Below are 24,698 nucleotides of genomic sequence, written 5' to 3'. Positions count from 1 at the left end.
TTACGTAACGCGAGCCGAACAGGGCTAGAGGTCGAGGTGGTCGAGCAGCCACTCGACGAGCTCCTCGGCAGCTTTCCCGCGCGTGTCGAGCTGTATATGTGCGTCCGCGTATAAGGCACGGCGCGCGAGGTAGAGTTGCTCCAGCTGGGCACGGGTTTGAACCAAGGGACGGCTCCCGTCGGTTGGCAACCGCGCTGTGATCTCGTCGAGCGGTGCGTCGAGCCAGATCACGAGCCCGTCCGCGTTCATCGCCAAACGGTTGGCTGGCAGGCTGTAGGTGCCGCCGCCAGCGGCCACCACGGTGTGTCTCTCCGGCAAGAGCGCGCGGAGGACGTCACTTTCGATCCGCCTGAAATACGGCTCACCGCTTTTGGCGAAGATGTCTGCCACCGAAGAGCGCTCCCGCGCCTCGATGAGCGCATCGAGGTCCACCATGCGCCACGAGAGACGCCGGGCGAGCAGCCGCGCCACGGTCGTCTTGCCCGCCGCCATGAAACCGACCAGATAAATCTTGTCCACCATCGAACTCAGGGATCGGGAATCAGGAGTCGGGAATCAGGAACTGGGGGAGCAGGAAACAGGACCCAGGACTCAGCACTCAACACTCAAAACTCGCACAGCGACTCCAGCGTTGCGAAGAAGCCCGGATACGAGACATCCGCGGCGTCTGCGCCCTGGATGACCACAGGGGCTCGCGCGCCGAGCGCGGCAATGGCGAACGCCATGGCCAGCCGGTGATCGTCGCACGCGTTTGCCGTGCCGCCAGCAAGCGGCCGGCTGCCGCGAACCTCGAAGCCGTCCGGCAGCTCGTCCACATCCGCGCCGAGGGCGCGCAACCCCGACACGAGCGCTGTGATCCGATCGCTCTCCTTGGTCCGGAGCTCGCCGGCGCCCGTCACGCGCAGGGCACCGCCAAAGGTGGCAAGCGCCGCGAGTGCAGGCAGCTCATCAATGAGACCTGGTACTTCCTCGCCGCCGATCTCCACGGGCAGAAGGCTTCCATGTGCGACGCGCACGCGTCCCACGGGCTCCCCTGGCGTACGCGAATCGTGCGGAACGAGCGCCACGCGCGCGCCCATGCGCTCGAGCACACCAACGATCGCCGTCCGTGAGGGGTTCAGGCCAACCTCATCGAGGGTGATCTCCGAGCCGGGCAGCGCGGCCGCCGCAACGGCCCAGAACGTCGCCGACGAGACGTCACCCGGTACGAGCACCGCCCGACCGCGCAGCGGTTGCTTGCCCTCGAGCCTGATGACGAGACCGTCAGCGTCGACTCGGGCGCCGAACGTGCGGAGGGCCCGCTCCGTATGATCTCTCGTTGCGGCGACCTCACGCACGGTCGTTCTGCCAGGCGTTTGGAGTCCGGCCAACAGGATGGCGGTCTTCACTTGGGCGCTGGCGGTCTCCGGCGTGTAGTCGATGGGAGAAAGATCGCCACCGCGCACGACCAGCGGCGGCCGGCCGTCGACCGCCTCCACATGGGCGCCCATCCGGCGGAGTGGGCGCACGATGCGTGTCATCGGCCGCCGGCGTAGCGACTGGTCTCCGGTGAGCGTCGTCTCGAACGGGTGCGCAGACACGACCCCGGCCAGCATGCGAAGCGCCGTACCGGAATTGCCGGCATCGAGCGGCCGCTCAGGAGCCTGCAGTCCGCGCAGGCCTCGCCCGATGATCTGAATGACCGGGCCGGAGTGCTGCCTCCGGTTGTCCGGCGGCGCCTCGAGGCGTCTCACCTCGACGCCCAGTTGGGCTAGGCACGCCAGCGTGGAGGCGCAATCGGCACCCGGTGCGTAGCCGCGAATCTCGGTGACACCCTCGGCCAGCGCGGCAAGAATCGCGTATCGATGGGAAATGGACTTGTCACCCGGCACGCGTACCTCGCCCGCCACCCGGCGGGCAGGCGACACGGTCGTCCATGCTTGAAACTCAACTGACATCAATATCCCTGTTTTCTGAGCTTTGAGTTTTGAGCTCTGAGTCTCGAGTGGTGAATCCTGATCTTGACCCACCCATCTCACTAATGGTAATCGTTCGCGGGGCTAAGGATTCGTCCTTAATGAGCAATTCGGCGAGCATCGTCCGTCTCACCATTCCGAGCGAGTTCGACATGCTCGACTTCGTGCAGCTCGTCTCGGATCGATTCTGCGCGGCGGGGACGCTCGACGAGGACGGGGTCCACTGGGTCGGGGTCGCGGTCCGCGAGTCGGTCATCAATGCCATCAAGCATGGGAATCAGCTCGACGAGTCGAAACATGTTACGGTGGAGTTCGCCCTCGTGCCCGGCGACAATCCTGTCGAGCTCGTGGTCCGGGTGCAAGACGAGGGCGAGGGGTTCGATCTCCACGATCTGTCGGACCCCCGTGAACCGGACAACCTGTTGAAGTCGAGCGGCCGCGGCATCTTCTTCATGCGCAGCTTCATGGACGAAGTCGACATTCGCCCCGCCAGCGAGGGCGGTATCGAAGTGCGCATGGTCAAGAGACTGCGCTAGAAGCGGCCGTTAGCTCAATATCCAAACCCGATGTCCCAGAACCCGCTATTTTTGGCCACCGCGACCGAGGCGGTGCTTCGTGCCGGTGAGATCCAGCTCGCGCAGTTCGGTCAAGCAATCGAGGTGAAGAAGAAGGGCGCCATCGATCTCGTGACCGAAGTGGATGTGGCGGTCGAGCGCATGTTTCGTGCGCTCGTCGCCGAGCGCTTTCCCGATCATGCCGTTCTCGCCGAGGAGCTACAGTCGGCAGACGAAGGGCAGACCGACGCCTCGCACTGCTGGATCTTCGACCCAGTCGACGGCACGACGAACTACGCCCACGGTCTCCCCATCTTCTGCTCGTCGCTCGCCCTCGAGATCAACGGGTCCGTCGAGGTCGCAGCCGTGTACGATCCCACGCGGCGCGAGCTGTTCACCGCCGAGCGCGGTGGCGGGGCCTTTCTCAATGGCGAGCCGCTTCACGTCTCGCAGGCCACGACGCTGCTGGATGCCCTCCTGTGCACCGGATTTCCCTACGACGTGCACCAGTCGCTCGACGAGGTGATGGCGTTCTTCATTGCCTTCGTGGGGCGTGCGCGCGCGGTGAGGCGGCTTGGATCCGCCGCCCTCGACCTCTGCTACGTGGCTGCTGGTCGGCTCGACGGCTTCTGGGAGTCACGCCTCCAACCGTGGGACACGGCGGCAGCCGCGCTCATTACCGAGGAGGCCGGCGGGACGGTCACGCGCTGGGATGGCTCCCGGCATGGGTCACGCGATACGGAGCTGGTCGCTTCCAATGGCCCCTTACATCCGGTCATGCTCGAGGTGCTTCAGACCGTTGGCAAGGAGCGTGCTCGTTTGCGGACGGGATGACCGGAGCACAGGACACTCTGCGGCCCGCCCAGCCGACCTTGCCATACCCACGGCACTAAGGTGCCCCTTTCACGGTAGTAGAGTGCCCCTCTAGGGGCGCCTTCAGGTGCCGCGAGCTTTGGCACATACCGTGCTTCAATACGAGTACGGGTGCGTGCGGTAGTGCATCGTGCCACTGACGTCGGATGACCGCCCGGCGGCCCCTGGTACGGTCCGCCTTCGCGCTTTGCGCTTCGGCGGAGGAGATGGAAGGAGAACGACCGCGCAGCGCCTTCGGATAGCGGTCTCATAGGAGCACGGTCTCATGATGCGACGTCTAATCATTACTAGTTTATTGGGTGGGGCCTGTCTGTTGGGGACGGCGGGCCCAGCGCAGGCGCAAGTGGACAGCGTTCTGAGCGTGAATGCTGGTGGCTGGGTCGTCAAAGGCCTGGACGGTCGAGAGCTGGATCGCCCCGGCGATGGCCTCGTGACCGGCGATGTCCTCGCCAACAATCTCCTCGGAGGCGAGTTTCCACTGCTCTTTGACATCGGCGACTTCAACGGCGGCACGTTCGGCGCCGACTACTTGGTCAGCATCGGCAGCTTCCTCGAGGCGGGTGCCGGTATTGCCTTCTACCAGCGGACCGTGGCGACCATCAACGCGGACCTCGAGGACGCCGATGGGACCGAGATCGACATGGACGCGAAGCTGCGCGTGCTGCCGATCACCTTTACAGGCCGGTTCTTTCCGATTACTCGAGATGCGCCCATCCAGCCGTACATTGGTGCAGGACTCGGCGTGCTGCGGTGGCGCTACAGCGAGATCGGTGAGTTCATCGACTTTGAGACGTTCGACATCTTTCAAGATAGCTTTGCTGGTGAAGGCACGACCGTCGGGCCGGTCATTCTAGCCGGTGTGCGCTTTCCCGCAGGCAATACGCTCCTAATTGGCGGCGAGTACCGATTCCACGGAGGAAAGGCGGAGATCGACCCAGACGACCCGAACCAAGGGTTCTTTGGCGATGAGATCGACCTGGCGAGCCACGTTTTCCAGGTGACCGTTGGCTTCCGATTCTAAGGACAGTGACGAGTGGCGAGTGACGAAGAGCAGTGACGAGTGATGAAGAGCAGTGACGAGTGATAAAGAGCAGTGACGAGTGATGAAGAGCAGTGACGAGTGCGGGCAGGCCCCTCGCTACGAGCTGACGAGTGACACATCTGGTTGGTGGACAGGGCCCGGCGGTTGCTCGTACTCTGAAGGGCGTGGGGAGGCGCGGTAGGATGATACCCCGATCGTGCGACCTGCCCCCTCCCGCTCTCGTCACTCGTCACTCGTCACTCGTCACTTTTGATGCCCCGCTTCATCCAGTGGATTGAGAGCGCCGCAGCGAACTGGGGCGGGTTAGGCCTCTTCACGATTGCGTTCCTCGATTCATCCTTCCTCTCGCTCCCCCAGATCAACGACATCCTCATCATCTGGATGGTCACGCGAGAGCCACAGCGGCTCCTCTACTACGCGACCATGCAGACGCTCGGGTCCGTCGCCGGCTGCTTGGTCGTGTACGGCCTTGGCCGCAAGGGTGGAGAAGCGCTGCTGCGGCGCCGGTTCAAGAGCGCGATGGTAGAACGTGCAACCGCGCTCTTCGAGCGCTGGGGAGCGCTCGCCGTTCTCGTGCCGGCCCTCCTGCCGCCGCCGGCGCCCTTCAAGCTGTTCGTGCTGCTCGGCGGCGTGATGCGGGTCAAGCTACGGGACTTCGTGATCGCTATCCTCATTGGCCGCGGGCTGCGCTACTTCGGCGAGGGGTTGCTCGCGTACTACTACGGGGCGCAGGCGATTGACTTTCTCAAGCTGCACGGTCGCACCGTCGCCCTGGTGGCCGTGGCCGTGATTCTCACGGGACTTGCAATTTACCTCGTTTGGCGGCGCTGGCGCGGAAACGACGGGAACAAGGGAGCGAGTGCCGCTTGAAAAAGGTACCCGGTTCCTTTTCCCGCCCTAACGGTATAATCGCTACGGCGTGGCTCGGCCGACGCCCGCGATTGCATGACCCCCGACCTGTCTGTCATCGTCCCGGTCTTCAATGAGTCGCTGAACCTGCAGAGGCTCCACGAGGAGTTGACGGCCACGCTGATGGCGTGGGGCCGGCCGTACGAGCTGCTGTTCGTCGACGACGGCAGCACGGACGACGGCTTTGCCGAGCTCACGCGGATACAGGCCCACGATTCGCACGTTCGCATCATCCAGTTCCGCCGCAACTTTGGCCAGACGGCCGCCTTCTCCGCGGGGATTGCCCACGCCCGAGGCCGCGTCATCGTCACCTCGGATGGCGACCTGCAGAATGATCCACGGGATATCCCCGCACTGGTGGCCAAGCTCGACGAGGGCTACGACATCGTCTGCGGCTGGCGGAAGGACCGCAAGGATACCTGGTTGACGCGTCGCGCGCCCTCCATCATCGCCAACAAGCTCATCTCCCGCGCCACTGGCGTGGAGCTTCATGACTACGGATGCTCACTGAAGGCGTTTCGGGCAGAGGTCGTCAAGCCGTTGCGGCTCTACGGCGAGATGCACCGCTTCATCCCGGCCATCGCGAGCGAGCTTGGCGTGCGCGTGACGGAAGTGGTCGTCAACCATCGGCCGCGCCTTGCGGGAGCGTCGAAGTACGGGCTCTCGCGAACGGTGCGCGTGGTGCTCGACCTGGTCACGGTGAAGTTCTTACTGAGTTACTCGACGCGCCCGCTGCAAATCTTCGGGCTCATCGGGTTGATGATGGGGGGGCTCGGCGGGCTGATTCTCGTCTACTTGGCATACGTGCGACTGATCAGCCATCAGGCCATTGCCGACCGGCCGCTGCTGCTCTTGGGCATCCTGCTCACCTTTACGGGCGTGCAGCTCGTCACCGTGGGCCTGCTCGCGGAGCTCCAGTCGCGGACCTACCACGAGTCGCAGGACAAGCCGACCTACGTCATTCGTCAAGTTCTCGAGGCGCCCGAGGCCGGGACCGAGCGCCCGCTCGAGTCGGTCCGGGCGCGGAGCCGCTGACCAACGTGAAATCGACTCGGGAGCACGATCCACGCATTACCGTTATTCAGCGCGAGCTGTTCGACGAGCGCCGATCGAAGGCGCAGCGATACGCCGACCTCGTGATTGGGCGGCCAGGCCTGCTCGCGCTCCTGAAGCACGAGCTCCTGACGATGCTGTGTGCCGGCATGCCGGGCGCGCTGGGCCTGTTCTTGCGGTCGAAGCTCTACCCTCGGCTGCTGGGGCGCGTGGGACGCAATGTGACCTTCGGGCAGCACGTCGTGCTTCGCCACCCGCACAAGATCACGATTGGCAACGATGTGGTCATCGATGACGGATGCTGTTTGGATGCCAAGGGGCAGGACAACAAAGGGATTGAGATTGGCAACGGCGTCTTCATTGGGCGGGGGACGATCCTCAGTTGCAAGAACGGGGATATCGTCATCGAGGATCATGCGAACATTGGATTCAATTGCGAGATCTTTTCCGGATCGCGCGTCCGAGTGGGGACGAAGGTCTTGATGGCGGCCTTCACGTACCTCGTCGGCGGGGATCATCTCTACGATCGGGTCGATATTCCAGTGCTCGACCAGGGGCGTACCAGTAGCGGCATCGACGTAGGCGACCACGTCTGGCTCGGGGCGCACGTGGTGGTCACCGACGGATCGCGCATCGGTGCCGATGCGATCATCGGTGCTGGCGCGGTCGTGGTGGGCGAGATTCCGCCATTTGCGATCGCCGTCGGCACTCCGGCAAAGAAAATAAGGGATCGTCGGGAAGACGGGAATCAGGAAACGGGAAACGAGAAACAGGAGTCGGGAATCAGCGGTAGGGCGCGGCTTTAGCCCGCGCCGCACCAAGGACCAAGCACCAAGGACCAAGGACCAAGCACCTGTAATGTGCGGCATCGTCGGCATCGTCGATCGTGATCTCTCGCGACCCGTCCTCCGGGACGAGGTGGAACGGATGGTGCGCACGCTGCATCATCGCGGTCCGGACGAAGAGGGCCTCGTCGTGGCGCAGGGCTTCGGGCTCGGCATGCGCCGGCTCGCGATTGTCGACTTGGCCGGTGGGCAGCAGCCGGTCAGCAACGAGGACGGCACGATTCAGGCTGTCGCCAACGGGGAGATCTACAACTTCGAGGAGGTCCGCCACGACCTGGCGGCGCGCGGTCATCGGTTCCGCAGTCGCGTCGATGTCGAGGTGATCGTTCACGCGTACGAAGAGTATGGTGAGGCGTTTCTCGGGCGGCTGCGAGGGATGTTCGCGTTGGCGCTGTGGGACAGCCGGACATCGACGCTCATTGCCGCGCGCGATCGAGCGGGGGAGAAGCCGCTCTACTACACCGAGACGTCTCAGGGCTTGCTCCTCGCCTCCGAGGTCAAGGCGCTCCTGGCACGGCCGGAGGTGTCGCGCGAGTTGGATCTGGAGGCGCTCGACGAGTTCCTCACCTACGAGTATGTCATCGCGCCGCGGACCATGATTCGCGGTGTGCGAAAGCTGCCGGCGGCGCATTTTCTGCGGTACCGCGACGGGAGCGTGGAGGTGGAGCGCTACTGGGACGCCTCGTCCGTGGCGGTGCGCGCCTGGGAGGAACCGGATGCCGTCGCGGCGGTGCGTGCGGCGCTCGGCAAGGCGGTGGACAGCCAGATGATGTCGGATGTGCCCCTCGGCATCTTTCTCTCGGGGGGCATCGATTCGAGCGCCGTCGTGGCGTTCATGAGCCAGGCGGCCGAGCGACGCGGTGTCTCGGTGCAGAGCTTCAGTCTGGGATTCGATGAGGGGAGCTACAACGAGCTGCCGTACGCCCGGGAGATTGCCCAGCGATTCGGCACGGTGCATCGCGATGACACGGTGACGCCGGACCTCGTCGAGCTGTTCGATCGACTGATCGTGCACCTGGACGAGCCGTTCGCGGACGTCTCGCTGTTTCCGACGTACTTGGTCTCCTGCCTGGCGCGTGAGCACGTCAAGGTGGTGCTGGGAGGGGATGGCGGCGACGAGCTGTTTGGGGGATACGACGCGTACGCCGCCTATCAGCTTGCGGCGCGGCTCGAGCGGATCGCACCTGGCGCGGCCTTCAAGGCGGCCTACGTGCTCGCCTCGCTGCTGCCGCCGACAGAAAAGAAGAAGGGCTTCATCAACAAGGTGCGTCGGTTCACAGAGGGTATGGCAACCTCACCGCCTGGTATTGGCCAGTATCGGTGGATGAGCTTCATGTCGCCCGGCCTGAAGCGCAGCCTCTACGCGGCTCGGTTGCGCGACGCCGTGGCGCGCGCGGACGTCTATCGCCCAGTCACGGAAGCGCTGCGAGCGTATACAAACGACGACTTCCTGAACCGCGCACTATATGCGGACCTGCGTATCTATCTTGCAGACGATATCCTCGTGAAGGTCGATCGCATGAGCATGGCGACGTCGCTCGAGACGCGTGCGCCGTTTCTCGATGTGGACGTCATGGAGCTCGCCTTTTCGATGCCGGGCGACCTCAAGATCCGGAACGGCGAGCGCAAGTACATTCTCAAGCGAGCGCTCGAAGGGATCTTGCCTGACCGAACCCGCCTTCGTCAGAAAGAGGGCTTCAGCATTCCCATGAAGAACTGGCTGCGTCGCGAGCTCCAGCCACTCATGCGCGGCCTCTTGTCAACCGAGCGTTTGCGACGCCGCGGTTTGTTCCATCCACCAGCCGTGCGGCGCATGATGGACGCCCACGTCGCAGGCCGCCAGAATTACGCCCACCAGCTCTTCGCGCTCATGGTCTTCGAGCGCTGGGCCGATTCAATCGGCGCCTAGGATTCCGCCCGAATGTGTGACGCTGTCGGCGTAGCATTGACGCCGCCTTTGTGACGATGGCATCGTCGTCGTTCGACGATACGCGGGACGCCCCCAAGCTTCGTCGAGGGGCGTTGTCGTCCAGAAGGAGCGTGCTATGCTTCAACACGTGAGCCATTCGACGAGCCGGGGGCGGCGCGCGACTTACGAGGACTTAGTGCACGTGCCTGAACATCTGGTCGCCGAGATTATCGATGGCGAGTTGTACACCTCGCCGCGTCCCGCCTCACTGCACGCTCGTGGTGGAACGCGACTGATAGGCCGGCTCGATCCCTTCCAGCGTGGCAGTAGTGGACCCGGCGGGTGGGAAATCCTCCACGAGCCGGAGCTGCACCTCGGGTCGGATATCGTGGTGCCGGATCTTGCCGGCTGGCGGGTGGAACGGATGCCAACGTTTCCAGATACGCCCTTCTTCACGCTCGCACCTGACTGGGTGTGCGAGATTCTGTCTCCATCCACGGCACGTCTCGACCGCGCCGAGAAGCTCGACGTCTACGCGCGGGAGCGGGTGCCGTATGCCTGGCTACTCGATCCCATAGCACAGACGCTCGAAGTCCTTACGCTCGATGGCCCACACTGGGTGATCCAGGCGATTCATCAGGCAGCCGATCGCGTGCGCGCGATGCCCTTTGAGGCCGTGGAGATCGATCTGGCTTACCTGTGGGGGTCGTCAGCGCCGCCCGCGCGGTAGGAAAGCGTACGCGCCGCCAGTGTGCAGGCGGAGTCGATCGCTTTGCCACGTCTCTCGCTCGCCGATGCCAGGACCAACTCCGGCCGCACCTGCATGGAGCTGATGCCCAACGGTGGCGAGCTGGATTCTCCGCGCACCACGCAACCGCTATTGATCTAACGATCGGGGTTCCGCGTGTCCTTCGCGACGAATGACCTGTTCTTGTCGCATTGGCAGAAATGTGCTCTGCTTTTCGAAGGGAGGTACGTCTATGCCGATGACACGGGTGCTCATGGTGGCTGCTACATTGTTCTTGCTCGCGCCAGCCGCGATCGCGGAGGTCAGGACGAGAGAGGTCGAATACCGGCAGGGTGAGACCGTGCTTCAGGGGCTCATCGCCTGGGACGATGCCATGGATGGCAAGCGGCCGGGCGTGCTCGTGGTGCACGAATGGTGGGGCCACAACGAGCACACGCGGAATCAAGCGAAGCGCCTCGCCGAGGCGGGCTATGTTGGCTTTGCCTTGGACATGTACGGCAAGGGCAAGGTGGCGACGCACCCCAAGGACGCCGAGGCGTTCATGAAGGCGACCATGCAGGACCCGGCGACGATCCCGGAGCGGTTCAACGTAGCGCTGGAGCAGCTCCAGCAAGATCCGCACGTGGACGCGGACAGGATTGCGGCAATCGGGTATTGCTTTGGAGGGGGCGTGGTCCTGGGCATGGCGCGTGCGGGCGCGGATCTCGACGCCGTCGTGAGCTTCCATGGGACGCTCGGCACCGAAACTCCGGTGGAGAAGGGCAAGATCAAGGGACAGATTCTCGCGTTGCACGGCGAGGCAGACTCGATGGTCCCGCCGGAGCAGGTTGAGGCATTCAGGAAGGAAATGACCGCAGCCGGTGTGGACTTCGAGCTCGTCAGCTACCCCGGCGCGAAGCACGGTTTCACGAACCCTGACGCTGGGAGCTACGGGATGGAGGCCATCGCCTACGATGCAGACGCGGCCAAGAAGTCCTGGGCCGCGATGCTCGCGTTCTTCGAGCAGGTCTTTCAGTAGGTGCTCGTCGGGCGGCGGCATAGTAGACTGAGTGCCTGTGCTCAAGGGTTCGCGGACGGCCGTCCTCAAGAAGATCCAGCCACTCAGCGTCCATGGACAGATCTCGCTCGATCTGCACTACGTGTTCACCGACGATGAGAGCGAGCAGGTGCGCGTGGCGCGCATCGGCCCGGAGTCCGTCGATCGAGGCTTGGATGTCGGTGACACTGTTCTGCTCGACTTCCTCGTGGGTGCTGTGACGAGCGTCAGGCGCGCTCGGTAGTGCTTGCTGCTCTGGACGGCGCGCCGTTTCTCCCCGTCTCCGAATCTGCGACTCCTGGCTCCTCCGAATCGGAGAGAGAGGGCCAGCCGCAAGGTTGGCCTGCCAGACGGTAGGCAATTCATTGTCAGAGAGACCTACGGTTCAGGGCCACTTCGATCCGAGTGGCCTAGCTCCCTGCCAGGCGCGATGCGGTCACGCACGAGCTGCTTGAGCTCTTTCAGCTCCGGAAAGCGACGCTCCTCCTGGCGTGACCACAGGAGTGAGTCATCGACTCGTACCTCGAACACCCCACCGGTGCCGGGCACCAGCGCGATCTCGCCGATCTCCTGCTCGAAGGTCGTGAGCAGCTCCTGCGCCATCCAGGCGGCTCGCAGCAGCCACCGGCACTGCGTGCAATAGCGAATCTCTATTCGGTTCTTCACGGGTTTGGAACCCCCTGAGTGGCGTACCCGTATTGACGCTACAATGACCCACCACAATGTCTCGCTGGGACGCCGGACACGATGATGGGCACCTTCCTGCGTGATCTGCGCTTTGCGCTCCGCCAGCTCTTCAAGCACAAGGCCTTTCTCTTCACTGCCGTTCCGACGTTGGCGCTTTGCATCGGAGCCAACACCACAATCTTCAGCGTCGTCAATTCCGTCATTCTACGGCCACTGGCGGTGCCCGAGCCTGATCGTGTCGTGACGATGTGGAACGCTTATCCGAAGGCGGTGGGCACCGATACGAGTGGCGGGAACGGTGCGCCCGACTACTTCGATCGACGGGCACTGACCGATGTGTTCGAGACGGTTGCCGCCTACAACGGGCGCGATCACAACGTCGGTGGCCCGGGAGCGCCGCAGCGCATTCCCGGGCTCACGGTGACACCCTCGATCTTTCCGCTCCTGCGGGCCAGCGCGTCGCTTGGACGCACCTTCACCGAGGCGGAAGCCGAGCCGGGGCAGGATCGGGTGGTGATGCTCAGCCACGGCTTTTGGCGTGAAGCGTTCGGCGGCGACCCCGGTGTCGTCGGCCGCGAGCTGCGCCTCGATGATCGTGCGTACACCATCGTTGGCGTGATGCCGCAAGAGTTCCAGTTCTTCTCGTTCCGTGATCAAGAACCACGTCTCTTCACGCCACTCGCCTTCACGCCTGAGCAGCGACAGGAGTATCACAGCAACAGCTGGAGCATGGTCGCGCGTCTCCAGCCTGGTGCGACGCTCGCGCAGGCGCAAGCCAGGGTCGATGCGCTCAACCAGCGGAACATGGATCGGTTGCCGGATCTGAAGCCGCTGTTGCTGGATGCCGGATTCCACACACCGGTGCGGTTCTTTCACGGCGAGCTGGTCCGCGATATCCGTGGCATCCTCTTTCTGCTGTGGGGTGGCGTGACCTGCGTCCTGCTCATCGGTGCGGTGAACGTCGCAAACCTTGTGCTCGTGCGAGCCACGGCACGTGGGCGCGAGCTGGCCACGCGCGTCGCGCTCGGCGCCTCCAGTGCGCGCATCGCCGGCCAGATGCTGACCGAGAGCCTGCTGCTTGCCGTGTTCGGCGGGGCGCTCGGCTTGCTCGTCGGGTGGGCGGGCCTCGCCGGGCTCGACGCGTTGGGGATTGGAACACTGCCGCGGGCGGGCGAGGTCCAACTCGACAGCGCGGCGGTCGTCTTCACGATAGGGATCGCGCTGCTCGTGGGTGTCCTCGTGGCGTTGCTGCCGGCCGCCCGCATTCTCCGCGTGAGCCCGACGTCCGTGCTCCGAGACGAAGGGCGATCGGGCACTGCCAGTCGCGGTGTGCGGCTGGCGCGTCAAGCGCTCGTGGTGACTCAGGTGGCGACGGCGCTCGTGCTGCTGGCCGGCGCCGTGCTGCTGCTGGCCAGCTTTCGCGAGCTCCTCGCGATCGATCCGGGCTTCGAGCCGCGCGGTGTGCTCACGGCAGCTGTCGACCTGCCCGACTCGCGATACGAAGACGAAGCGGCGCGGAGGAGCTTTGCGGAGCGAGCGCTCGCCCGCCTGCGGCGCTTGCCGGGTGTCGAGCGCGCTGGGATCGCCGGTCAGATTCCCTTTGGCGACGATCAAAGCAACAGCGTGATCTTCGCCGAAGGCTACGTGCCGCGTCCGGGGGAGTCGGCCGTGTCGCCGTCGCAGAGCGTGGTTACGCCGGGATACTTCGAGGTGATGGGCATTCGTATCATCGAGGGGCGGGGCTTCGACGAGCGCGATACGCCGAAGAGCGGGCGTGTGATCGTGATCGATGAGCGGCTCGCCAAGCGCTTTTGGCCCGAGGGCGGTGCCATCGGCCGGCGGATGTGGCGGCCGACCAGCGTGGACGATTTCCGCGATCCGAGCAAGGCCTCGTACTTCGACATCGTTGGTGTCGTGGCGTCGGTGCAGATGCGCGGCCTGTTGTCACCTGCTGATCAGGTCGGCGCCTATTACTTCCCGTACACGCAGGACCCGGACGATGATTTCGTTCTGGCGGTCCGGACGGCTGGCGATCCCGAACGGCTCATGTCGTCGGTGCGTCGCGCGATGACGGAGATCGATCCCGAGTTGCCGATCTTCGACGTCCGGACAATGCAGGAGCGCATCAGCCGATCGTTGACCGACCGCCGGACGCCGATGCTCCTCACGCTGGGGTTCGGCGTCCTGGCGCTCCTGTTGGCGACGATTGGCATCTATGGTGTGCTTGCCTCGATCGTCCAGCAACGAACGCGAGAGATTGGCATCAGAATGGCTCTGGGCAGCGATCGATCAGCGATCTTCCGTCTCGTGCTGCGTGAAGGAGCGATCATGCTCGCCGTCGGCTTGCTGGGCGGGTTGGCTGGCATCGTGGCGCTGCGTCGCGCGATCGAGAGCCAGCTTCACGGCGTCTCCCCGTTCGATCCTGCGGTTCTCGCGCTCGTTGTCTTCGTGATGGTTGCTGCCGCCGTGGCAGCCTGCATCGTACCGGCGCATCGGGCCACGCGAGTCGATCCGGTTTCAGCGCTGACCGAGTCATAGGTAGGGCCGCCTCGCCGTGGCGTCCGAACCGACGCGGGAGGCTGACGCGCTCTAGATAGTCGGAAGGTAGGGCCGCCTCGCCGAGGCGGCCGTTACCTCGCCGAGGCATCCGAGCGGCGTGTTCGGCGAACGCGCCCCACCATTGGCGGACCAGCACATGCCCGAGACCGATACGTTGGTGAACAATCCGTTTGCGGCGCTTACAGCTGTTGTGGCTCCGGCCATCTTGACCAACGCCTGCTCCGTGCTCGCGCTCGGCACAGGCAACCGTCTCGCCCGCGTCGTCGACCGCATGCGTATCGTCATTCGCGAGATGCGCTCGTTCGAGCCAGGCACACCTGAGCACGACGCCTGGAGTCGCCAGCGTGACGGTCTCAACAGACGGTCGCAGCTCTTGCTCAAGGCGCTGCGCAGCTTCTACGCCGCGCTCGGCGCCTTTGCGGCGGCAGCGTTGCTGATGGTGATCGGGACGTTCTTTGCCTTCCATGCCCAGATGGTTGCGCTCAGGTCCATCACCACTGTGGCGTTCGTGGCGGGCAGCGTCGCGGTTGTTGCCTTGGTGTATGGCTGCGTGGAGATGGTTCGTGAGACGCGGCTTGCTGTCCAGTACCTCGCAGAGGAGGCCCGGGCGGTGACGCAGTTTTCGCCATAGTGGCCAAACGATCTTCACCACGTCGTCACACGTTGACGGACTCCTTCAGCCAGCTCGTATAGGCGTCCGAGCCGCCCGAGGTGGACACCACGAGCCATTCCGGGACCTCGTATGGGTGGTGTGTCTGGACGGCTGCCTGCAACGCATCCAGCCGTGAGCGGACGGTCTTGAGGAGTACTTGCCGCTCGCGCGTTTGCTCGACGGCGCCTTGCCACCGATAGGTGGACTCCATGACTGGCAGGATGCTCACGCACGCCGCCAGGTGATCGCGGACGAGCGCGTCGGCGAACGCGGCTCGATCGACCTCATCTGGAATTGTCGTCAACACAATCACTACCTCATCATGGTCCATACTGACTCCTTCCTGCTCGCTGGCAGCGCTCGCACTATTGCCTGCCGGGCACATTTCCAGTATCTTCAACGTGCCGAAGCTGTTAGCAGGCTGCTGACGAGCCCGCAGCCTGAGCGCGTATCGCCCAGCATGCCAGGCGCACGGCGATTGGTGCGCTGTGTCGCCAGTTGCGTTCAGGCCGTGATGTCTCGGCGGCCTGTTGCGGCTTTCGACGGTCCGCATCGTACAGCATGGCCTCGTCCACTCCTCGTTCGTCGAGCTCCAGTCCGCCCCGTCACCGCGGGCTCGTTCGGCGTCTCGTTCGCGGCCTCATAGTGTTTGCCACGGTCGTGCTCGCGGCGGATGCGATCTTCGGTCAAAAGGGCGTCCTCGAGCGGATGCGGGTTCGTGGTCAGTACGAGCAGCTCAAGGTCTCCGTGGATGCGCTCAAGGAGCAGAACCGGTCGCTGCGAGAGGATGCACGGCGACTCCGCGAGGATCCTTCGGCCATCGAGGCTATTGCACGCCGAGAGCTTGGTCTGGTCAAGCCTGGCGAGCTCCTGTTCATCGTGAAGGACATCCCATCGACATCAGCATCGGCTCGAGCGCAGTCCAGGGCCCGCCAGCGGGGTGGTGACGGTCGTGGCGATGACGAGTCAGACCAGGAGCGAGAGCGCCGTGCGGCGCCGGTGCAGTGAGGCACGACGCCCTTGTGAACGCCCCGGCGGTCTGACGGCATGACCTGTGCCGTTTGACGAGGTTGTTATCGAGTGGTAGACTGATTTCGTTGCGGTGGCCGAGAGGCCACCGCGATCGACGGTTGCGTCGAAGGCGTTGCTGGTCGATCCGTGACGCGGGGTGGAGCAGTCTGGTAGCTCGTTGGGCTCATAACCCAAAGGTCGCGGGTTCAAATCCCGCCCCCGCAACCAAATTTCCACGGTCACCAAGCCCGTTGGTGACAAATTGGTGACAACGGCACAGGCCGACATGCTTTTCTCGTAGCGGTTGAGCACTTCACGCTCCCGATGCGAGTCGAAGCGGTCGGCCTTTGTTGTTCCACCTCACCTCCAGTCCCCTCCTCAGTTCCTCGTCGGTCACGTTCAGGTAGCGCTGCGTCTGCTGGATGCTCGCGTGCCCGAGCATCAGTTGGATGATGCGGATGTCGACGCCGTCGGCGAGCAGCCGGCAGGCGCCCTCGTGGCGCAGGTCGTGCCAGCGCAGGTCGATGCGCTGGAGCTGTTCACGGTTCCAGGCGGCGCCGGTGCGGCCGGGCTTGGGCTCGTAGCCGTAGGCCAGAAGCTTCAGCGTCTCCCACGCCGTCTGGATGTTCGGCTGCTGGTCGTGGTGAACCGAAGCTCCTTGATCGCGTTCCCGGGGCGCGATTCGCGCGAAGCACTACAGCCGCCGAACCGAGAGCGCTTACGTCGATTGGATTCGCCGCTACATTCTGTTTCACAAGAAGCGACATCCATCCGACATGGGAGTGCCGGAGATCACGTCCTTTCTGACGTGGCTGGCATCGAGCCGTCGCGTCAGCGCCTCGACGCACAATCAGGCGCTCAGCGCCATCTTGTTCCTGTACCGTGACGTGCTGGCACATGAAGATTGGCACCATCGAACACGTTCCGCGCGCCCGCATGCCGGTCCGTGTGCCTGTCGTGCTGAGCCGGGACGAAGTTGCGCGCATCATGAAAGAGCTCGATGGGTCGGTGTGGATTGGCGTCGCTCTCCTGTACGGCGCGGGGCTGCGCCTGCAGGAATGCCTTGAGCTTCGCGTCAAAGACATCGATCTGGAGCGACGGCAGATTGTGATTCGCCGGGGCAAAGGCCAGAAGGATCGGCCCACCGTCCTCCCGACTGCGGTCATCGCGCCACTTTCACGGCATCTGGAAGCCGTCAAGCGGCGGCACCTTGTGGATCTCGCACGAGGCTTTGGCCGCGTCGTCCTCCCGTTCGCGCTCGATCGCAAGTATCCGAATGCGGCGACTGACTGGGGATGGCAGTTCGTGTTTCCCGCATCACGCATCTGCACGGATCCGCGATGGGGACAGCCGTCTCGCTTTCACCTCCACGAATCCGTCGTTCAACGGGCCGTTGCCCGGGCGGCACGACGAGCCGGCATCACGAAGCGGGTGGGTCCGCACACCTTCAGGCGTTCGTGTGCGACGCATCTGCTCGAGGATGGATACGACATTCGTACGGTCCAGGAGCTCCTTGGGCACGCCGACGTCAGTACGACGATCGTGTACACCCACGTCCTGAATCGACGTCCGCTCGGCGTGCGCAGCCCTGTCGACCGTCTGTGACGGCGGCAGCGAGGAATTGGCCGCGCCGCTCGCAGCCAACCGGCGGCAGCGCTTGGGGAACAAGTCTGCCGCAATCGTCGATGCCGAAAACTCTTCGCCGCCTCGTCGAATGGCAGGCGAAACGCGGTTGGCCGCGAGTCGCCGCGTCCAACGTCCTGTTCGCAGCCAACCACGGTCCGCTGTTCCCGGCCATCCGTGCTAACATCCGCAGACACAGAGACATCCGGATTGGAGAAGGTGCGGAGAGTTCGGCGTTTGGCTGCGCGGCCGACCGGCGGTCTACTCCAAGAGACGTTAGGCCGCTTTGTTCAGAGGTGGTGGATGCCGGCGCAGAACATGCGAATTCGAGCGGAGCAACTGGGGTACTGGTACCTGCGCCTGAATGGCTTCCTCACGATACCGAATTTCATCGTTCACCCGGAGCAAGGCCGCAACCAAGAGACTGATGTCGACATACTTGCCGTGCGGTTTCCGTATCGTGCTGAACTGAGAACGATGCAGGACGACCAACCGTTCACTCGCATCAGCGGCAAGTCATTCATTGCGCTCGCTGAGATCAAGTCGAAGGTCTGCGCGCTTAACGGCCCTTGGACGAATCCTGACCGACAGAACATGCACAAAGTGTTGCGGGCGGTCGGAGCGTTTCCGGCAGCCGAAAACGAGATCGCCGCGGCTGCGCTCTATGAGCGGGGTTTCTACCAAAGCCAGCTTTACCACACCTCATTATTGTGCCTCGGTGAGGAAGAGAGTCCTGAGGTCGCCACAAACTACCCGAAGATGCCACAGATGACTTGGTTCAAAGCTCTGTCGTTTATCTACACCCGCTTCGACTCGTACCGGCGCCAGAAGGAATCGCACGGCCAATGGGACGAACAGGGGCGCGCACTTTGGGTTGTCTCGGAGCAAAGCCGGAGTTCACAGGAATTTGTAGACCGCGTCGGCGTGGTAGGGTAGGCGCGGCCTAACACGCGTTGCACCAGACGGCCGCTGGTGCGATCGTGAGCGGCCGCTGGTGAACGCTGTCCGTTAGGCGCGAGCAGCGAGAATTCAGTAATGAAATTTGCAAAATGGCTCAGAACACTTCTTCAGCAGGATGAACTCGAGATTCGTCGCTTGCTCAACGATCAGACAGCCCTTCACTTCCTAATCGCATGGTCGTTGTTTGAGTCGAAGTGCTTTAGCGGGTTCATCAAGATCGATCGGATCGAGGCGTTCGCAAGAAACGCTGTCGCGGACGGGTTCGATTCCGGCTCGATCCGCGACGCCGCGACTCACTTTCACGCCAGGTACCAGGACGGCGATCGATACCGACAGCTTATGCACAGCCAGAAGTGTCCAAGAATGGATGCCCTGCTGCAGAGAAAAGTCCAGACGTTCAGTCCTGAAGAGAGTCTCTTCTTCGTTACGCTCATCGTGTACCGTTTTCGCAACAACATGTTCCACGGGAACAAGAAGTCCAGTCGTGGCTGCAGTACAAGGAGCAGATCCGTCTCTATACCGATGCGATGGAGCAGTTCGTCTCTCATGCCGAGGCTCGACGCCCGAGCCTTCCAGAGCGGCGAGTGGCATAGAAGCCAGACGAGACGCGGCCTAACGAGCGTTTGCAGCCGACGGCGGCCGGTGCGATCATGAGCCGCCGCGGCTGAAACGCAGGCGTTAGCCAGTGTGAGACACCGCCGATCGCATGAGAGACGAATTCAACCGGGACACGGTCGACGTTCTCGCTAAGCGTGTCGGCGTGCGCTGTTCGAATCCCTCATGCCGACGTGTGACGACGGGAGCTCGTTCGGACACTCAACGCATCGTGAACATTGGCGTGGCGGCTCACATCACGGCGGCCGCGGCCTCGGGGCCGCGATTCGATGCTGCCCTCACGGTCGAACAGCGGCGTTCCGTCGAGAACGGCATTTGGCTTTGCTAGACCTGCGCGAAGCTCGTTGACAACGACCCTGCCCGTTATTCTGTTGCAGTGCTTAACGCCTGGAAGACTCGGGCCGAAGCATCGACTCTCGCCGAGATCGAAGGACAAGTCGGTGCCGGCAGGAGTCGCGAAGATTCCGCGGAGCTGGCGCTTTCCTATCGAGAACTTCGCATCAGCTCCGAGCGACATGACTATCGTCTCGACGTTACGCTGACGAATCTTGGCAGCGAGTCAATTGTCAAATATCACATCGATCTCGAGATGCCGGCGCGAATTGCTGAGCAGCGGCGCAGGAGTGTGCTCTACGTCCCGGAGCGGAGTTCATCGGACATCGCATTCTCCGAGTGTCGGATCGCAATCATCGTGAACCGATTTATCCCGGTGACGCGAAGCTGGTCGGAACGTTCGAGTACTTTGTCGATAGCGACCTGTTCTGGAATCGTGGCAATCTCTTCGAGCGAAGCATCCGTGCGACGTTGTATAGACCTGGGTTTCAGCCGGTCACCGTCGAGAAGCCTGTTGGCGATGTGCAGGTCTTCTGATGCTGGCTAACAAGCGCTTGCAGCCGACGGCGCTCGGCGAGGTCATGAAGCGCCGCGGCTGAAGCCGCACGTTATGCGGCACCGATCCGTTGTCGCATTCCAAGGCCGGAGTGGCTGTAGCTATACTGTAGGGAGAGACACGTGCTCGAGAAGATCTCACCTAGGAAGACCAACGATGCCAGCATTACCCACATCCAATCCAGCACAGTTCTTTCAAGGTGCGCCGGTATTGCATGTCCCGGACGTAAAGGCCGCAGCGGCCTTCTATCGAGACGTCTTAGGGTTTACATGGGATTTCGGAGACGAGACGTACGCAGTTGTCTGGCGCGACAACTCCGCGATTCATTTCGTCCGAGATTCAGCTACCCCGAAAGGTGTTCATTTATTCCAATGGATTCGTGACCTCGATGCATACTATGAAGAACTGCTCGGCCGCGGCGCACAGATTGCGTCGGAGCCTCAAGACCAACCCTATGGAATCCGAGAATTCGCTCTCCAAGATCTCAATGGTGTAGGAATCGTATTCGGGCAAGACATCGAGCACGATTGATGAGGAGGCACAAAGTGCCGCATAACAAGCACATGCAGCGGACACGCTGACGTGCGCGTTGGGCCGACGATTGAGCGACCGCGAGATGGACGCGAATGAGCGTGTGAACGATACGGCGGGAACAACTGGAAGCCAGAACACGCGAGTGTATTCCTTGGAATCCGTCCATCCTCGCCTGAGGGCCTCCCGTGGCTTGCGATGAGTCTGGATTGAGAATGAAGTCACGGGCCGAGCGGGTCGAACTCCGCCGCATCCTTCAGCTTCGCGCGCTATATCTCCAAGAACACAACGCCCAGGTCCGTTATGACGCGTGTCACGAGCGTGGCTGGACGGACTCGTATCTCCTGATGATCGATGGCGCGACCGTGGGGTACGGGTCGGTCAAGGGGCGAGAGATCCCGGACCGGGACACGGTGTTCGAGTTCTTTGTGCTCCCCCCGTTCCGAAAAATGTCGAGCCACCTGTTCCAAGAATTGATCGGCGCCTCCGGCGCCCGATACGTGGAATGTCAGAGTAACGACGTTGCGCTCACAGCGCTCCTTTACGAGTTCGCCCGAGACATCACCGCCGAGGTCCTCTTGTTCGCGGACCATGCCGTCACCGAGCATGTCATTCCCGGGGCGCTCTGTCGCCGCAGACGTGAGGACGACCAGATCTTCTCCCACAAGGTTGAACCGGTCGGAGACTTCCTTGTGGTTGTCGGCAGTGAGGTCGTCGCGACCGGTGGATTCATGCTCCACTACAACATGCCGTTTGCTGACCTGTATATGGAGGTAAGGGAAGACTGTAGAAGGCGCGGGTTCGCCGCTTTCCTTCTTCAGGAAGTGAAGAAGGAGTGTTACATGGCCGGTAGGGTTCCGGCCGCCCGTTGTGGTCTTCTGAATGTCGCTTCCCGGTCGGCATTGCGGAAGGCCGGTCTGCGTGAGTGCGGATTCATGTTAACGGGTATCGTCGGACAACTGGTACCCAATCGAAGCTGATTCCAGCGGCGGCCCAACAACCGCTTGCAGCCGTCGGCGGCCGATGCGATCCTGAGCCGCCGCGGCTGAAGCGGAACGTTAGGCGTCGAGGACGACTACCACGATACGGGAGAGCCGCCGATCGCTTTGGTCAATTGCACCGAGTGCGGACGTGAGGTCTCGGACAAAGCGGTGTCGTGCCCCAGTTGCGGTGCACCTGTGTCGGGGCCTATTTCCGGCGAAGTTGCTGCAGGTGCCGTTCCACAACGTCCAGCGGTCCAAGGCGGACAGTCCGGGACCATCCGGCGCATGATCGGACGACGCGCCGCCAGCGTGTCCCCCGCGAGGACCGTCAGATGAGAATCGCCATCGAACTGCCGGGAGACATCGCCAAGCACCTGGAGTCGGCATGGGATGACGTGTCACGCGGCGCGCTCGAAGCCGTGGCCTTGGAGGCATATCGTGACGGGACGCTCAGCCGCGGGGATGTGGACGCCTCCTCGGGATGACGTTCTTCGAGACGGAGGGGTTCCTGAAGGAACACCAGGCGTTCCTCCAGTACGATGAGCGGGTCCTCGCAGACGACGTTGGGGACCTTGGGTGACCGACGGATTCCCTCCGGTTTTGGCCAGGATCCGATGTGTGTCAAAATCACTCCATATATAATCAGATGGAGTTATAATGACACGTCATGCCAATCCTGCCGTGGCCCATCCGGAACAAGGGCATCTTCCGTCTGAAGGAAGCCAAGGCGTTCGGGCTGCACGCTGAGCAGGTCCGAAGACTGGCCCGCCACGGGCATCTGACCCGTCTGGGGCGAGGACTCTACACCGCAGCCTCCGCAGTCCCAACCGAGTACCAGACGCTGGCCGAGGTCACCAAGCGAGTGCCCAAGGGCATCGTGTGCCTGCTGACGGCCCTGCGGTTCCACGCGATTGGCACGCAGCACCCGCGTGAAGTCTGGCTGGCCGTGGACCGGCGCGCGGCAATCCCGAAGATCGATGTTGCGCCGGTTCGGATCGTGCGCCTCTCCGGGGCGGCGCTCACTGCCGGCATCGACCAGCACGAGATCGAAGGCGTGACCATTCGTGTGACGAGCCCCGCCCGGACCGTCGTGGACGGCTTCAAGTTCCGCAACAAGATCGGCATCGATGTCGCCGTCGAGGCGCTCAGGGATTACCGGCGCCTGCGGAAGGGCACCGTCGACGAGCTGTGGCGCCAAGCAGACCAGCTCCGCATGACCCGAGTAATCCGGCCATACTGGGACGCGATCGCGTCATGAAGCGGAAGACTCCGGTCAACATCGGGGCGTCCGTCAGAGCGCGGCTTCCACCTTTGAGTGATACGTGCGGCTGCCGCTGTCCGTAGATTGCTTGTGTGCCGCTCGCCGAGATGCGGCATGATGGCCACCTACCGACCGGTGTCCTCGCCCGGTCTCATCTGTCGAGCCTCAAAGGAGAAGACGATGCCTGGTCACAACGTCGGAACCCGCGAAGAGTGGCAGGCGGCTCGCGACGAGCTCGCAAAGCTAGAGGCGGAGCATGCGGAACGCAATACGGAGATCAAACGCAGGCGCCTGGAGCTGCCTTGGGTTCCGGTCGAGAAGGAATACGAGTTCGAGACCGAGGCCGGCCGCAAGACGCCTGCGGACCTCTTCAAGGGGCGCTCGCAGCTGCTCGCCTACAACGTCATGTTCGGGCCCGACTACGAGGTCGGGGCCTGCCCCGGCTGCTCGAACATGGCGGATCATCTCGACGCCGCTGCGCTGCACCTCGGGCACCGCGACGTGACGCTGATCTGCTTCTCGCGCGCGCCGAGCGATCGACTCGTCGCCTACAAACGACGGATGGGTTGGCAGCTCCCGTACGTCTCGACCCACGGGACGGACTTCCCCTTTGACTTCGGGCTCGCGATCACCGAGGAGCAGGCGCAGGCGATCCCCGAGATCAAGGAGATGCTGGACAACCCCCCGGAGTGGCTACAGGACTGGGGGAAGCAGGTCGGCGCGAAGCTCGAGGACGGCCTCCGCGAGAGCCCGAGCTGGATCGCGTTCGCTCGTGAGAACGGGACCGTCTACCACACCTACACGGTGATGGCGCCCGACCCGTTCGTCGCGCCGTACCACTCGTTCCTGCTCGAACGGACGCCGAAGGGCGCTGACGACGCCGAGCCGCGCGCGTGGCGCAAGGACGAGTATCCGGACTGACCGCCGGCCATGGGCAGGGTTCGCTTCGACATCCCGGCCTGGCGCAGATAACGCGATGTCGGGCATGCCAGCCCGGAACTTGGGCCCGAAGCGCGTTGAACCGCCGCGGTTCTCTCGATGCGTGGCGATAGGATCCGAGGCCGCACGGAGACGCGACTCCGGCCGAAGCCGCCCGGGCGACTCCAGCCCTGGAGATCTGATGTCCTCGTCCGCTCTGTACTCATACCTTCTCCCACTCCTCGCCGTCGTCTCGTGCGCGACGTCTCGGGCGGGGCTCGAGACGGCTGCGCACTCGGCGACTGCCGCTTCTTCCAGCCCCTGGCTCCAGTACGCCGACGTCCGGCAGGCCGGCTTTGACGGGCAGGCCCTGCGGGCGGTCTGCGAGCGCGCCGACCGCCTCCACTCCGGTGCCCTGATGGTAGTGTTCCGGCGTCACGTGGTCCTCGCCTGCGGGGATGTGGACCGGCCGTTCGAAGCGCACTCGGTGCGGAAGAGCCTGGTCAGCGGCCTCTACGGCACGGCCGTCGCCCAGGGCGAAATCGACCTGGATGCCACCCTCGCCGACTTCGCCATCGACGACCGGACGCCCCTGACGGCGGCGGAACGATCGGCCACTATCCGCCAGGTGATCTCGGCCCGGAGCGGCGTCTATCTGCCGGCAGCATACGCGCCGGCGGGTCAGGACAGCGAGCGCCCCGAGCGGGGAAGCCACTCACCCGGAACTGGAGAACGTTGTCGGCCTGCACGCCGTACCGCGACGTCATAGCGCCAACGCCGCCACTCCTGAACGTCGGACGACTCGTTCACGCCGCCCCGCTCCACAAAGGCAAGTACCGCCGGTTGCACGCCCTCGATTCGAACCCCCAATAGTGCCGCGATTGTGTGCTGGATTCCTGCGCGAAGAGCGGCGCGAGTCGATCCGCTGGTCGCGCTGCGCCACGAATAGCCGATGTGCGATTGACCGAGCGCTGCGAGCTTCTCGACCCGAGCGTTCCACTCCTTGGCCAAGGTCAAGAGGCAGGCCGATAGCGCCAACCTGATCGGGACCTTGGTCGTCACTCCGCCTTCAGAACTTCGACGGG

General features: G+C 63.5%; 27 protein-coding genes, 1 tRNA gene and 1 pseudogene. 23 read left to right on the top strand and 6 right to left on the bottom strand.

Annotation, left to right across the window (positions count from 1 at the left end; all coding sequences use genetic code 11):
- Window positions 1-24 precede the first annotated feature (24 nt).
- Both GEV06_20385 and aroA read right to left on the bottom strand, forming a co-directional pair.
- Window positions 25-522, bottom strand: a complete 498-nt coding sequence (locus tag GEV06_20385; protein MPZ20250.1) for a shikimate kinase — start codon at window positions 520-522, stop codon at window positions 25-27.
- An 83-nt stretch (window positions 523-605) separates the two neighbouring features.
- Window positions 606-1,937 (bottom strand): 3-phosphoshikimate 1-carboxyvinyltransferase, encoded by a 1,332-nt coding sequence (gene aroA / locus GEV06_20380; GenBank protein ID MPZ20249.1) that lies wholly within the window; start codon window positions 1,935-1,937, stop codon window positions 606-608.
- A gap of 83 nt (window positions 1,938-2,020) precedes the next feature.
- Between aroA and GEV06_20375 the strand changes: the two genes are divergently transcribed.
- The 10 genes from GEV06_20375 to GEV06_20330 all read left to right on the top strand — a co-directional run bounded on the left by GEV06_20375 (window position 2,021) and on the right by GEV06_20330 (window position 11,168).
- Complete coding sequence (locus GEV06_20375; GenBank protein ID MPZ20248.1) at window positions 2,021-2,491, top strand: ATP-binding protein; 471 nt, start codon at window positions 2,021-2,023, stop codon at window positions 2,489-2,491.
- 30 nt (window positions 2,492-2,521) lie between these two features.
- On the top strand, window positions 2,522-3,343 hold the full coding sequence (locus GEV06_20370; GenBank protein ID MPZ20247.1) for an inositol monophosphatase: 822 nt from the start codon (window positions 2,522-2,524) through the stop codon (window positions 3,341-3,343).
- A gap of 304 nt (window positions 3,344-3,647) precedes the next feature.
- Entirely contained in the window at window positions 3,648-4,403 is a 756-nt protein-coding gene (locus GEV06_20365; protein ID MPZ20246.1) for an outer membrane beta-barrel protein, read from the top strand.
- A 273-nt stretch (window positions 4,404-4,676) separates the two neighbouring features.
- Window positions 4,677-5,294: a hypothetical protein gene (locus GEV06_20360; protein MPZ20245.1), complete on the top strand. Its 618-nt coding sequence runs from the start codon at window positions 4,677-4,679 to the stop codon at window positions 5,292-5,294.
- Between the two features lie 75 nt (window positions 5,295-5,369).
- Window positions 5,370-6,368: a glycosyltransferase gene (locus tag GEV06_20355; protein MPZ20244.1), complete on the top strand. Its 999-nt coding sequence runs from the start codon at window positions 5,370-5,372 to the stop codon at window positions 6,366-6,368.
- A 5-nt stretch (window positions 6,369-6,373) separates the two neighbouring features.
- Window positions 6,374-7,192 (top strand): hypothetical protein, encoded by an 819-nt coding sequence (locus GEV06_20350; GenBank protein ID MPZ20243.1) that lies wholly within the window; start codon window positions 6,374-6,376, stop codon window positions 7,190-7,192.
- A 52-nt stretch (window positions 7,193-7,244) separates the two neighbouring features.
- Window positions 7,245-9,140 carry an asparagine synthase (glutamine-hydrolyzing) gene (gene asnB, locus GEV06_20345; protein MPZ20242.1) on the top strand — a complete coding sequence of 632 codons (1,896 nt, stop codon included), beginning with the start codon at window positions 7,245-7,247 and terminating at the stop codon, window positions 9,138-9,140.
- A gap of 136 nt (window positions 9,141-9,276) precedes the next feature.
- Window positions 9,277-9,870: a Uma2 family endonuclease gene (locus tag GEV06_20340; GenBank protein ID MPZ20241.1), complete on the top strand. Its 594-nt coding sequence runs from the start codon at window positions 9,277-9,279 to the stop codon at window positions 9,868-9,870.
- A gap of 256 nt (window positions 9,871-10,126) precedes the next feature.
- The gene (locus GEV06_20335) at window positions 10,127-10,906 is read left to right on the top strand and encodes a prolyl oligopeptidase family serine peptidase (protein MPZ20240.1); all 780 of its coding nucleotides are present in this window, start codon (window positions 10,127-10,129) and stop codon (window positions 10,904-10,906) included.
- Window positions 10,907-10,937: 31 nt separating this feature from the next.
- Entirely contained in the window at window positions 10,938-11,168 is a 231-nt protein-coding gene (locus GEV06_20330; GenBank protein ID MPZ20239.1) for a hypothetical protein, read from the top strand.
- A gap of 134 nt (window positions 11,169-11,302) precedes the next feature.
- Here GEV06_20330 and GEV06_20325 read toward each other — a convergent pair whose 3' ends face one another.
- Window positions 11,303-11,590: a SelT/SelW/SelH family protein gene (locus GEV06_20325; protein ID MPZ20238.1), complete on the bottom strand. Its 288-nt coding sequence runs from the start codon at window positions 11,588-11,590 to the stop codon at window positions 11,303-11,305.
- Between the two features lie 81 nt (window positions 11,591-11,671).
- Here GEV06_20325 and GEV06_20320 point away from each other — a divergent pair, with 81 nt between their 5' ends.
- A complete protein-coding gene (locus GEV06_20320; GenBank protein MPZ20237.1) occupies window positions 11,672-14,149 on the top strand; it encodes an FtsX-like permease family protein in 2,478 nt (825 codons plus the stop codon).
- Window positions 14,150-14,306: 157 nt separating this feature from the next.
- Window positions 14,307-14,801: a DUF2721 domain-containing protein gene (locus GEV06_20315; GenBank protein MPZ20236.1), complete on the top strand. Its 495-nt coding sequence runs from the start codon at window positions 14,307-14,309 to the stop codon at window positions 14,799-14,801.
- A gap of 25 nt (window positions 14,802-14,826) precedes the next feature.
- Here GEV06_20315 and GEV06_20310 read toward each other — a convergent pair whose 3' ends face one another.
- On the bottom strand, window positions 14,827-15,375 hold the full coding sequence (locus GEV06_20310; GenBank protein ID MPZ20235.1) for a divalent cation tolerance protein CutA: 549 nt from the start codon (window positions 15,373-15,375) through the stop codon (window positions 14,827-14,829).
- A gap of 8 nt (window positions 15,376-15,383) precedes the next feature.
- Here GEV06_20310 and GEV06_20305 point away from each other — a divergent pair, with 8 nt between their 5' ends.
- Together GEV06_20305 and GEV06_20300 are read left to right on the top strand one after the other, a co-directional pair.
- Window positions 15,384-15,830, top strand: a complete 447-nt coding sequence (locus tag GEV06_20305) for a hypothetical protein (protein MPZ20234.1) — start codon at window positions 15,384-15,386, stop codon at window positions 15,828-15,830.
- A gap of 154 nt (window positions 15,831-15,984) precedes the next feature.
- Window positions 15,985-16,061: transfer RNA gene (locus GEV06_20300), tRNA-Met, on the top strand.
- Between the two features lie 85 nt (window positions 16,062-16,146).
- Here GEV06_20300 and GEV06_20295 read toward each other — a convergent pair.
- Window positions 16,147-16,515 (bottom strand): tyrosine-type recombinase/integrase, encoded by a 369-nt coding sequence (locus GEV06_20295; protein ID MPZ20233.1) that lies wholly within the window; start codon window positions 16,513-16,515, stop codon window positions 16,147-16,149.
- On the opposite strand from GEV06_20295, the pseudogene GEV06_20290 reads away from it, so the two are divergent.
- Together GEV06_20290 and GEV06_20285 are read left to right on the top strand one after the other, a co-directional pair.
- Window positions 16,514-17,438 (top strand): annotated as a pseudogene (locus GEV06_20290) (integron integrase). The gene GEV06_20295 and the pseudogene GEV06_20290 sit on opposite strands and share 2 nt — an antisense overlap.
- A 321-nt stretch (window positions 17,439-17,759) precedes the next feature.
- Window positions 17,760-18,392 carry a hypothetical protein gene (locus GEV06_20285; GenBank protein MPZ20232.1) on the top strand — a complete coding sequence of 211 codons (633 nt, stop codon included), beginning with the start codon at window positions 17,760-17,762 and terminating at the stop codon, window positions 18,390-18,392.
- A 189-nt stretch (window positions 18,393-18,581) separates the two neighbouring features.
- On the opposite strand, the gene GEV06_20280 is transcribed toward GEV06_20285, so the two are convergent.
- Complete coding sequence (locus GEV06_20280; GenBank protein MPZ20231.1) at window positions 18,582-18,881, bottom strand: hypothetical protein; 300 nt, start codon at window positions 18,879-18,881, stop codon at window positions 18,582-18,584.
- Between the two features lie 822 nt (window positions 18,882-19,703).
- Between GEV06_20280 and GEV06_20275 the strand changes: the two genes are divergently transcribed.
- From GEV06_20275 to GEV06_20245, 7 genes are all read left to right on the top strand, one after another.
- Window positions 19,704-19,901 carry a hypothetical protein gene (locus tag GEV06_20275; protein MPZ20230.1) on the top strand — a complete coding sequence of 66 codons (198 nt, stop codon included), beginning with the start codon at window positions 19,704-19,706 and terminating at the stop codon, window positions 19,899-19,901.
- 73 nt (window positions 19,902-19,974) lie between these two features.
- Complete coding sequence (locus tag GEV06_20270; GenBank protein MPZ20229.1) at window positions 19,975-20,451, top strand: hypothetical protein; 477 nt, start codon at window positions 19,975-19,977, stop codon at window positions 20,449-20,451.
- A gap of 347 nt (window positions 20,452-20,798) precedes the next feature.
- Window positions 20,799-21,431 carry an N-acetyltransferase gene (locus GEV06_20265; protein MPZ20228.1) on the top strand — a complete coding sequence of 211 codons (633 nt, stop codon included), beginning with the start codon at window positions 20,799-20,801 and terminating at the stop codon, window positions 21,429-21,431.
- 120 nt (window positions 21,432-21,551) lie between these two features.
- Window positions 21,552-21,770, top strand: a complete 219-nt coding sequence (locus GEV06_20260) for a zinc-ribbon domain-containing protein (protein ID MPZ20227.1) — start codon at window positions 21,552-21,554, stop codon at window positions 21,768-21,770.
- A gap of 331 nt (window positions 21,771-22,101) precedes the next feature.
- The gene (locus GEV06_20255) at window positions 22,102-22,692 is read left to right on the top strand and encodes a transcriptional regulator (GenBank protein ID MPZ20226.1); all 591 of its coding nucleotides are present in this window, start codon (window positions 22,102-22,104) and stop codon (window positions 22,690-22,692) included.
- 117 nt (window positions 22,693-22,809) lie between these two features.
- A complete protein-coding gene (locus tag GEV06_20250; protein ID MPZ20225.1) occupies window positions 22,810-23,616 on the top strand; it encodes a DUF899 domain-containing protein in 807 nt (268 codons plus the stop codon).
- Between the two features lie 199 nt (window positions 23,617-23,815).
- The gene (locus GEV06_20245; protein MPZ20224.1) at window positions 23,816-24,382 is read left to right on the top strand and encodes a serine hydrolase; all 567 of its coding nucleotides are present in this window, start codon (window positions 23,816-23,818) and stop codon (window positions 24,380-24,382) included.
- Window positions 24,383-24,698 lie beyond the last annotated feature (316 nt).

This window comes from Luteitalea sp., from assembly GCA_009377605.1.
Taxonomy (GTDB): Bacteria; Acidobacteriota; Vicinamibacteria; order Vicinamibacterales; family Vicinamibacteraceae; genus WHTT01.
Note: the sequence above shows the minus strand (reverse complement) of the source record. Positions and strands in the feature narration are given on the sequence as shown.

Coding starts and splice junctions, on each gene's coding strand:
- GEV06_20250 (MPZ20225.1), top strand. CDS start 22,810: ATGATGGCCACCTACCGACCGGTGTCCTCGCCCGGTCTCATCTGTCGA.
- GEV06_20335 (MPZ20240.1), top strand. CDS start 10,127: ATGACACGGGTGCTCATGGTGGCTGCTACATTGTTCTTGCTCGCGCCA.
- GEV06_20315 (MPZ20236.1), top strand. CDS start 14,307: ATGCCCGAGACCGATACGTTGGTGAACAATCCGTTTGCGGCGCTTACA.
- GEV06_20340 (MPZ20241.1), top strand. CDS start 9,277: ATGCTTCAACACGTGAGCCATTCGACGAGCCGGGGGCGGCGCGCGACT.
- GEV06_20360 (MPZ20245.1), top strand. CDS start 4,677: ATGCCCCGCTTCATCCAGTGGATTGAGAGCGCCGCAGCGAACTGGGGC.
- GEV06_20320 (MPZ20237.1), top strand. CDS start 11,672: ATGATGGGCACCTTCCTGCGTGATCTGCGCTTTGCGCTCCGCCAGCTC.
- GEV06_20265 (MPZ20228.1), top strand. CDS start 20,799: ATGATCGATGGCGCGACCGTGGGGTACGGGTCGGTCAAGGGGCGAGAG.
- GEV06_20255 (MPZ20226.1), top strand. CDS start 22,102: ATGCCAATCCTGCCGTGGCCCATCCGGAACAAGGGCATCTTCCGTCTG.
- GEV06_20245 (MPZ20224.1), top strand. CDS start 23,816: ATGTCCTCGTCCGCTCTGTACTCATACCTTCTCCCACTCCTCGCCGTC.
- GEV06_20285 (MPZ20232.1), top strand. CDS start 17,760: ATGCCGGCGCAGAACATGCGAATTCGAGCGGAGCAACTGGGGTACTGG.
- GEV06_20305 (MPZ20234.1), top strand. CDS start 15,384: ATGGCCTCGTCCACTCCTCGTTCGTCGAGCTCCAGTCCGCCCCGTCAC.
- asnB (MPZ20242.1), top strand. CDS start 7,245: ATGTGCGGCATCGTCGGCATCGTCGATCGTGATCTCTCGCGACCCGTC.
- GEV06_20365 (MPZ20246.1), top strand. CDS start 3,648: ATGATGCGACGTCTAATCATTACTAGTTTATTGGGTGGGGCCTGTCTG.
- GEV06_20310 (MPZ20235.1), bottom strand. CDS start 15,375: ATGCGGACCGTCGAAAGCCGCAACAGGCCGCCGAGACATCACGGCCTG.
- GEV06_20270 (MPZ20229.1), top strand. CDS start 19,975: ATGCGGCACCGATCCGTTGTCGCATTCCAAGGCCGGAGTGGCTGTAGC.
- GEV06_20375 (MPZ20248.1), top strand. CDS start 2,021: ATGGTAATCGTTCGCGGGGCTAAGGATTCGTCCTTAATGAGCAATTCG.
- GEV06_20370 (MPZ20247.1), top strand. CDS start 2,522: ATGTCCCAGAACCCGCTATTTTTGGCCACCGCGACCGAGGCGGTGCTT.
- GEV06_20355 (MPZ20244.1), top strand. CDS start 5,370: ATGACCCCCGACCTGTCTGTCATCGTCCCGGTCTTCAATGAGTCGCTG.
- aroA (MPZ20249.1), bottom strand. CDS start 1,937: ATGTCAGTTGAGTTTCAAGCATGGACGACCGTGTCGCCTGCCCGCCGG.
- GEV06_20385 (MPZ20250.1), bottom strand. CDS start 522: ATGGTGGACAAGATTTATCTGGTCGGTTTCATGGCGGCGGGCAAGACG.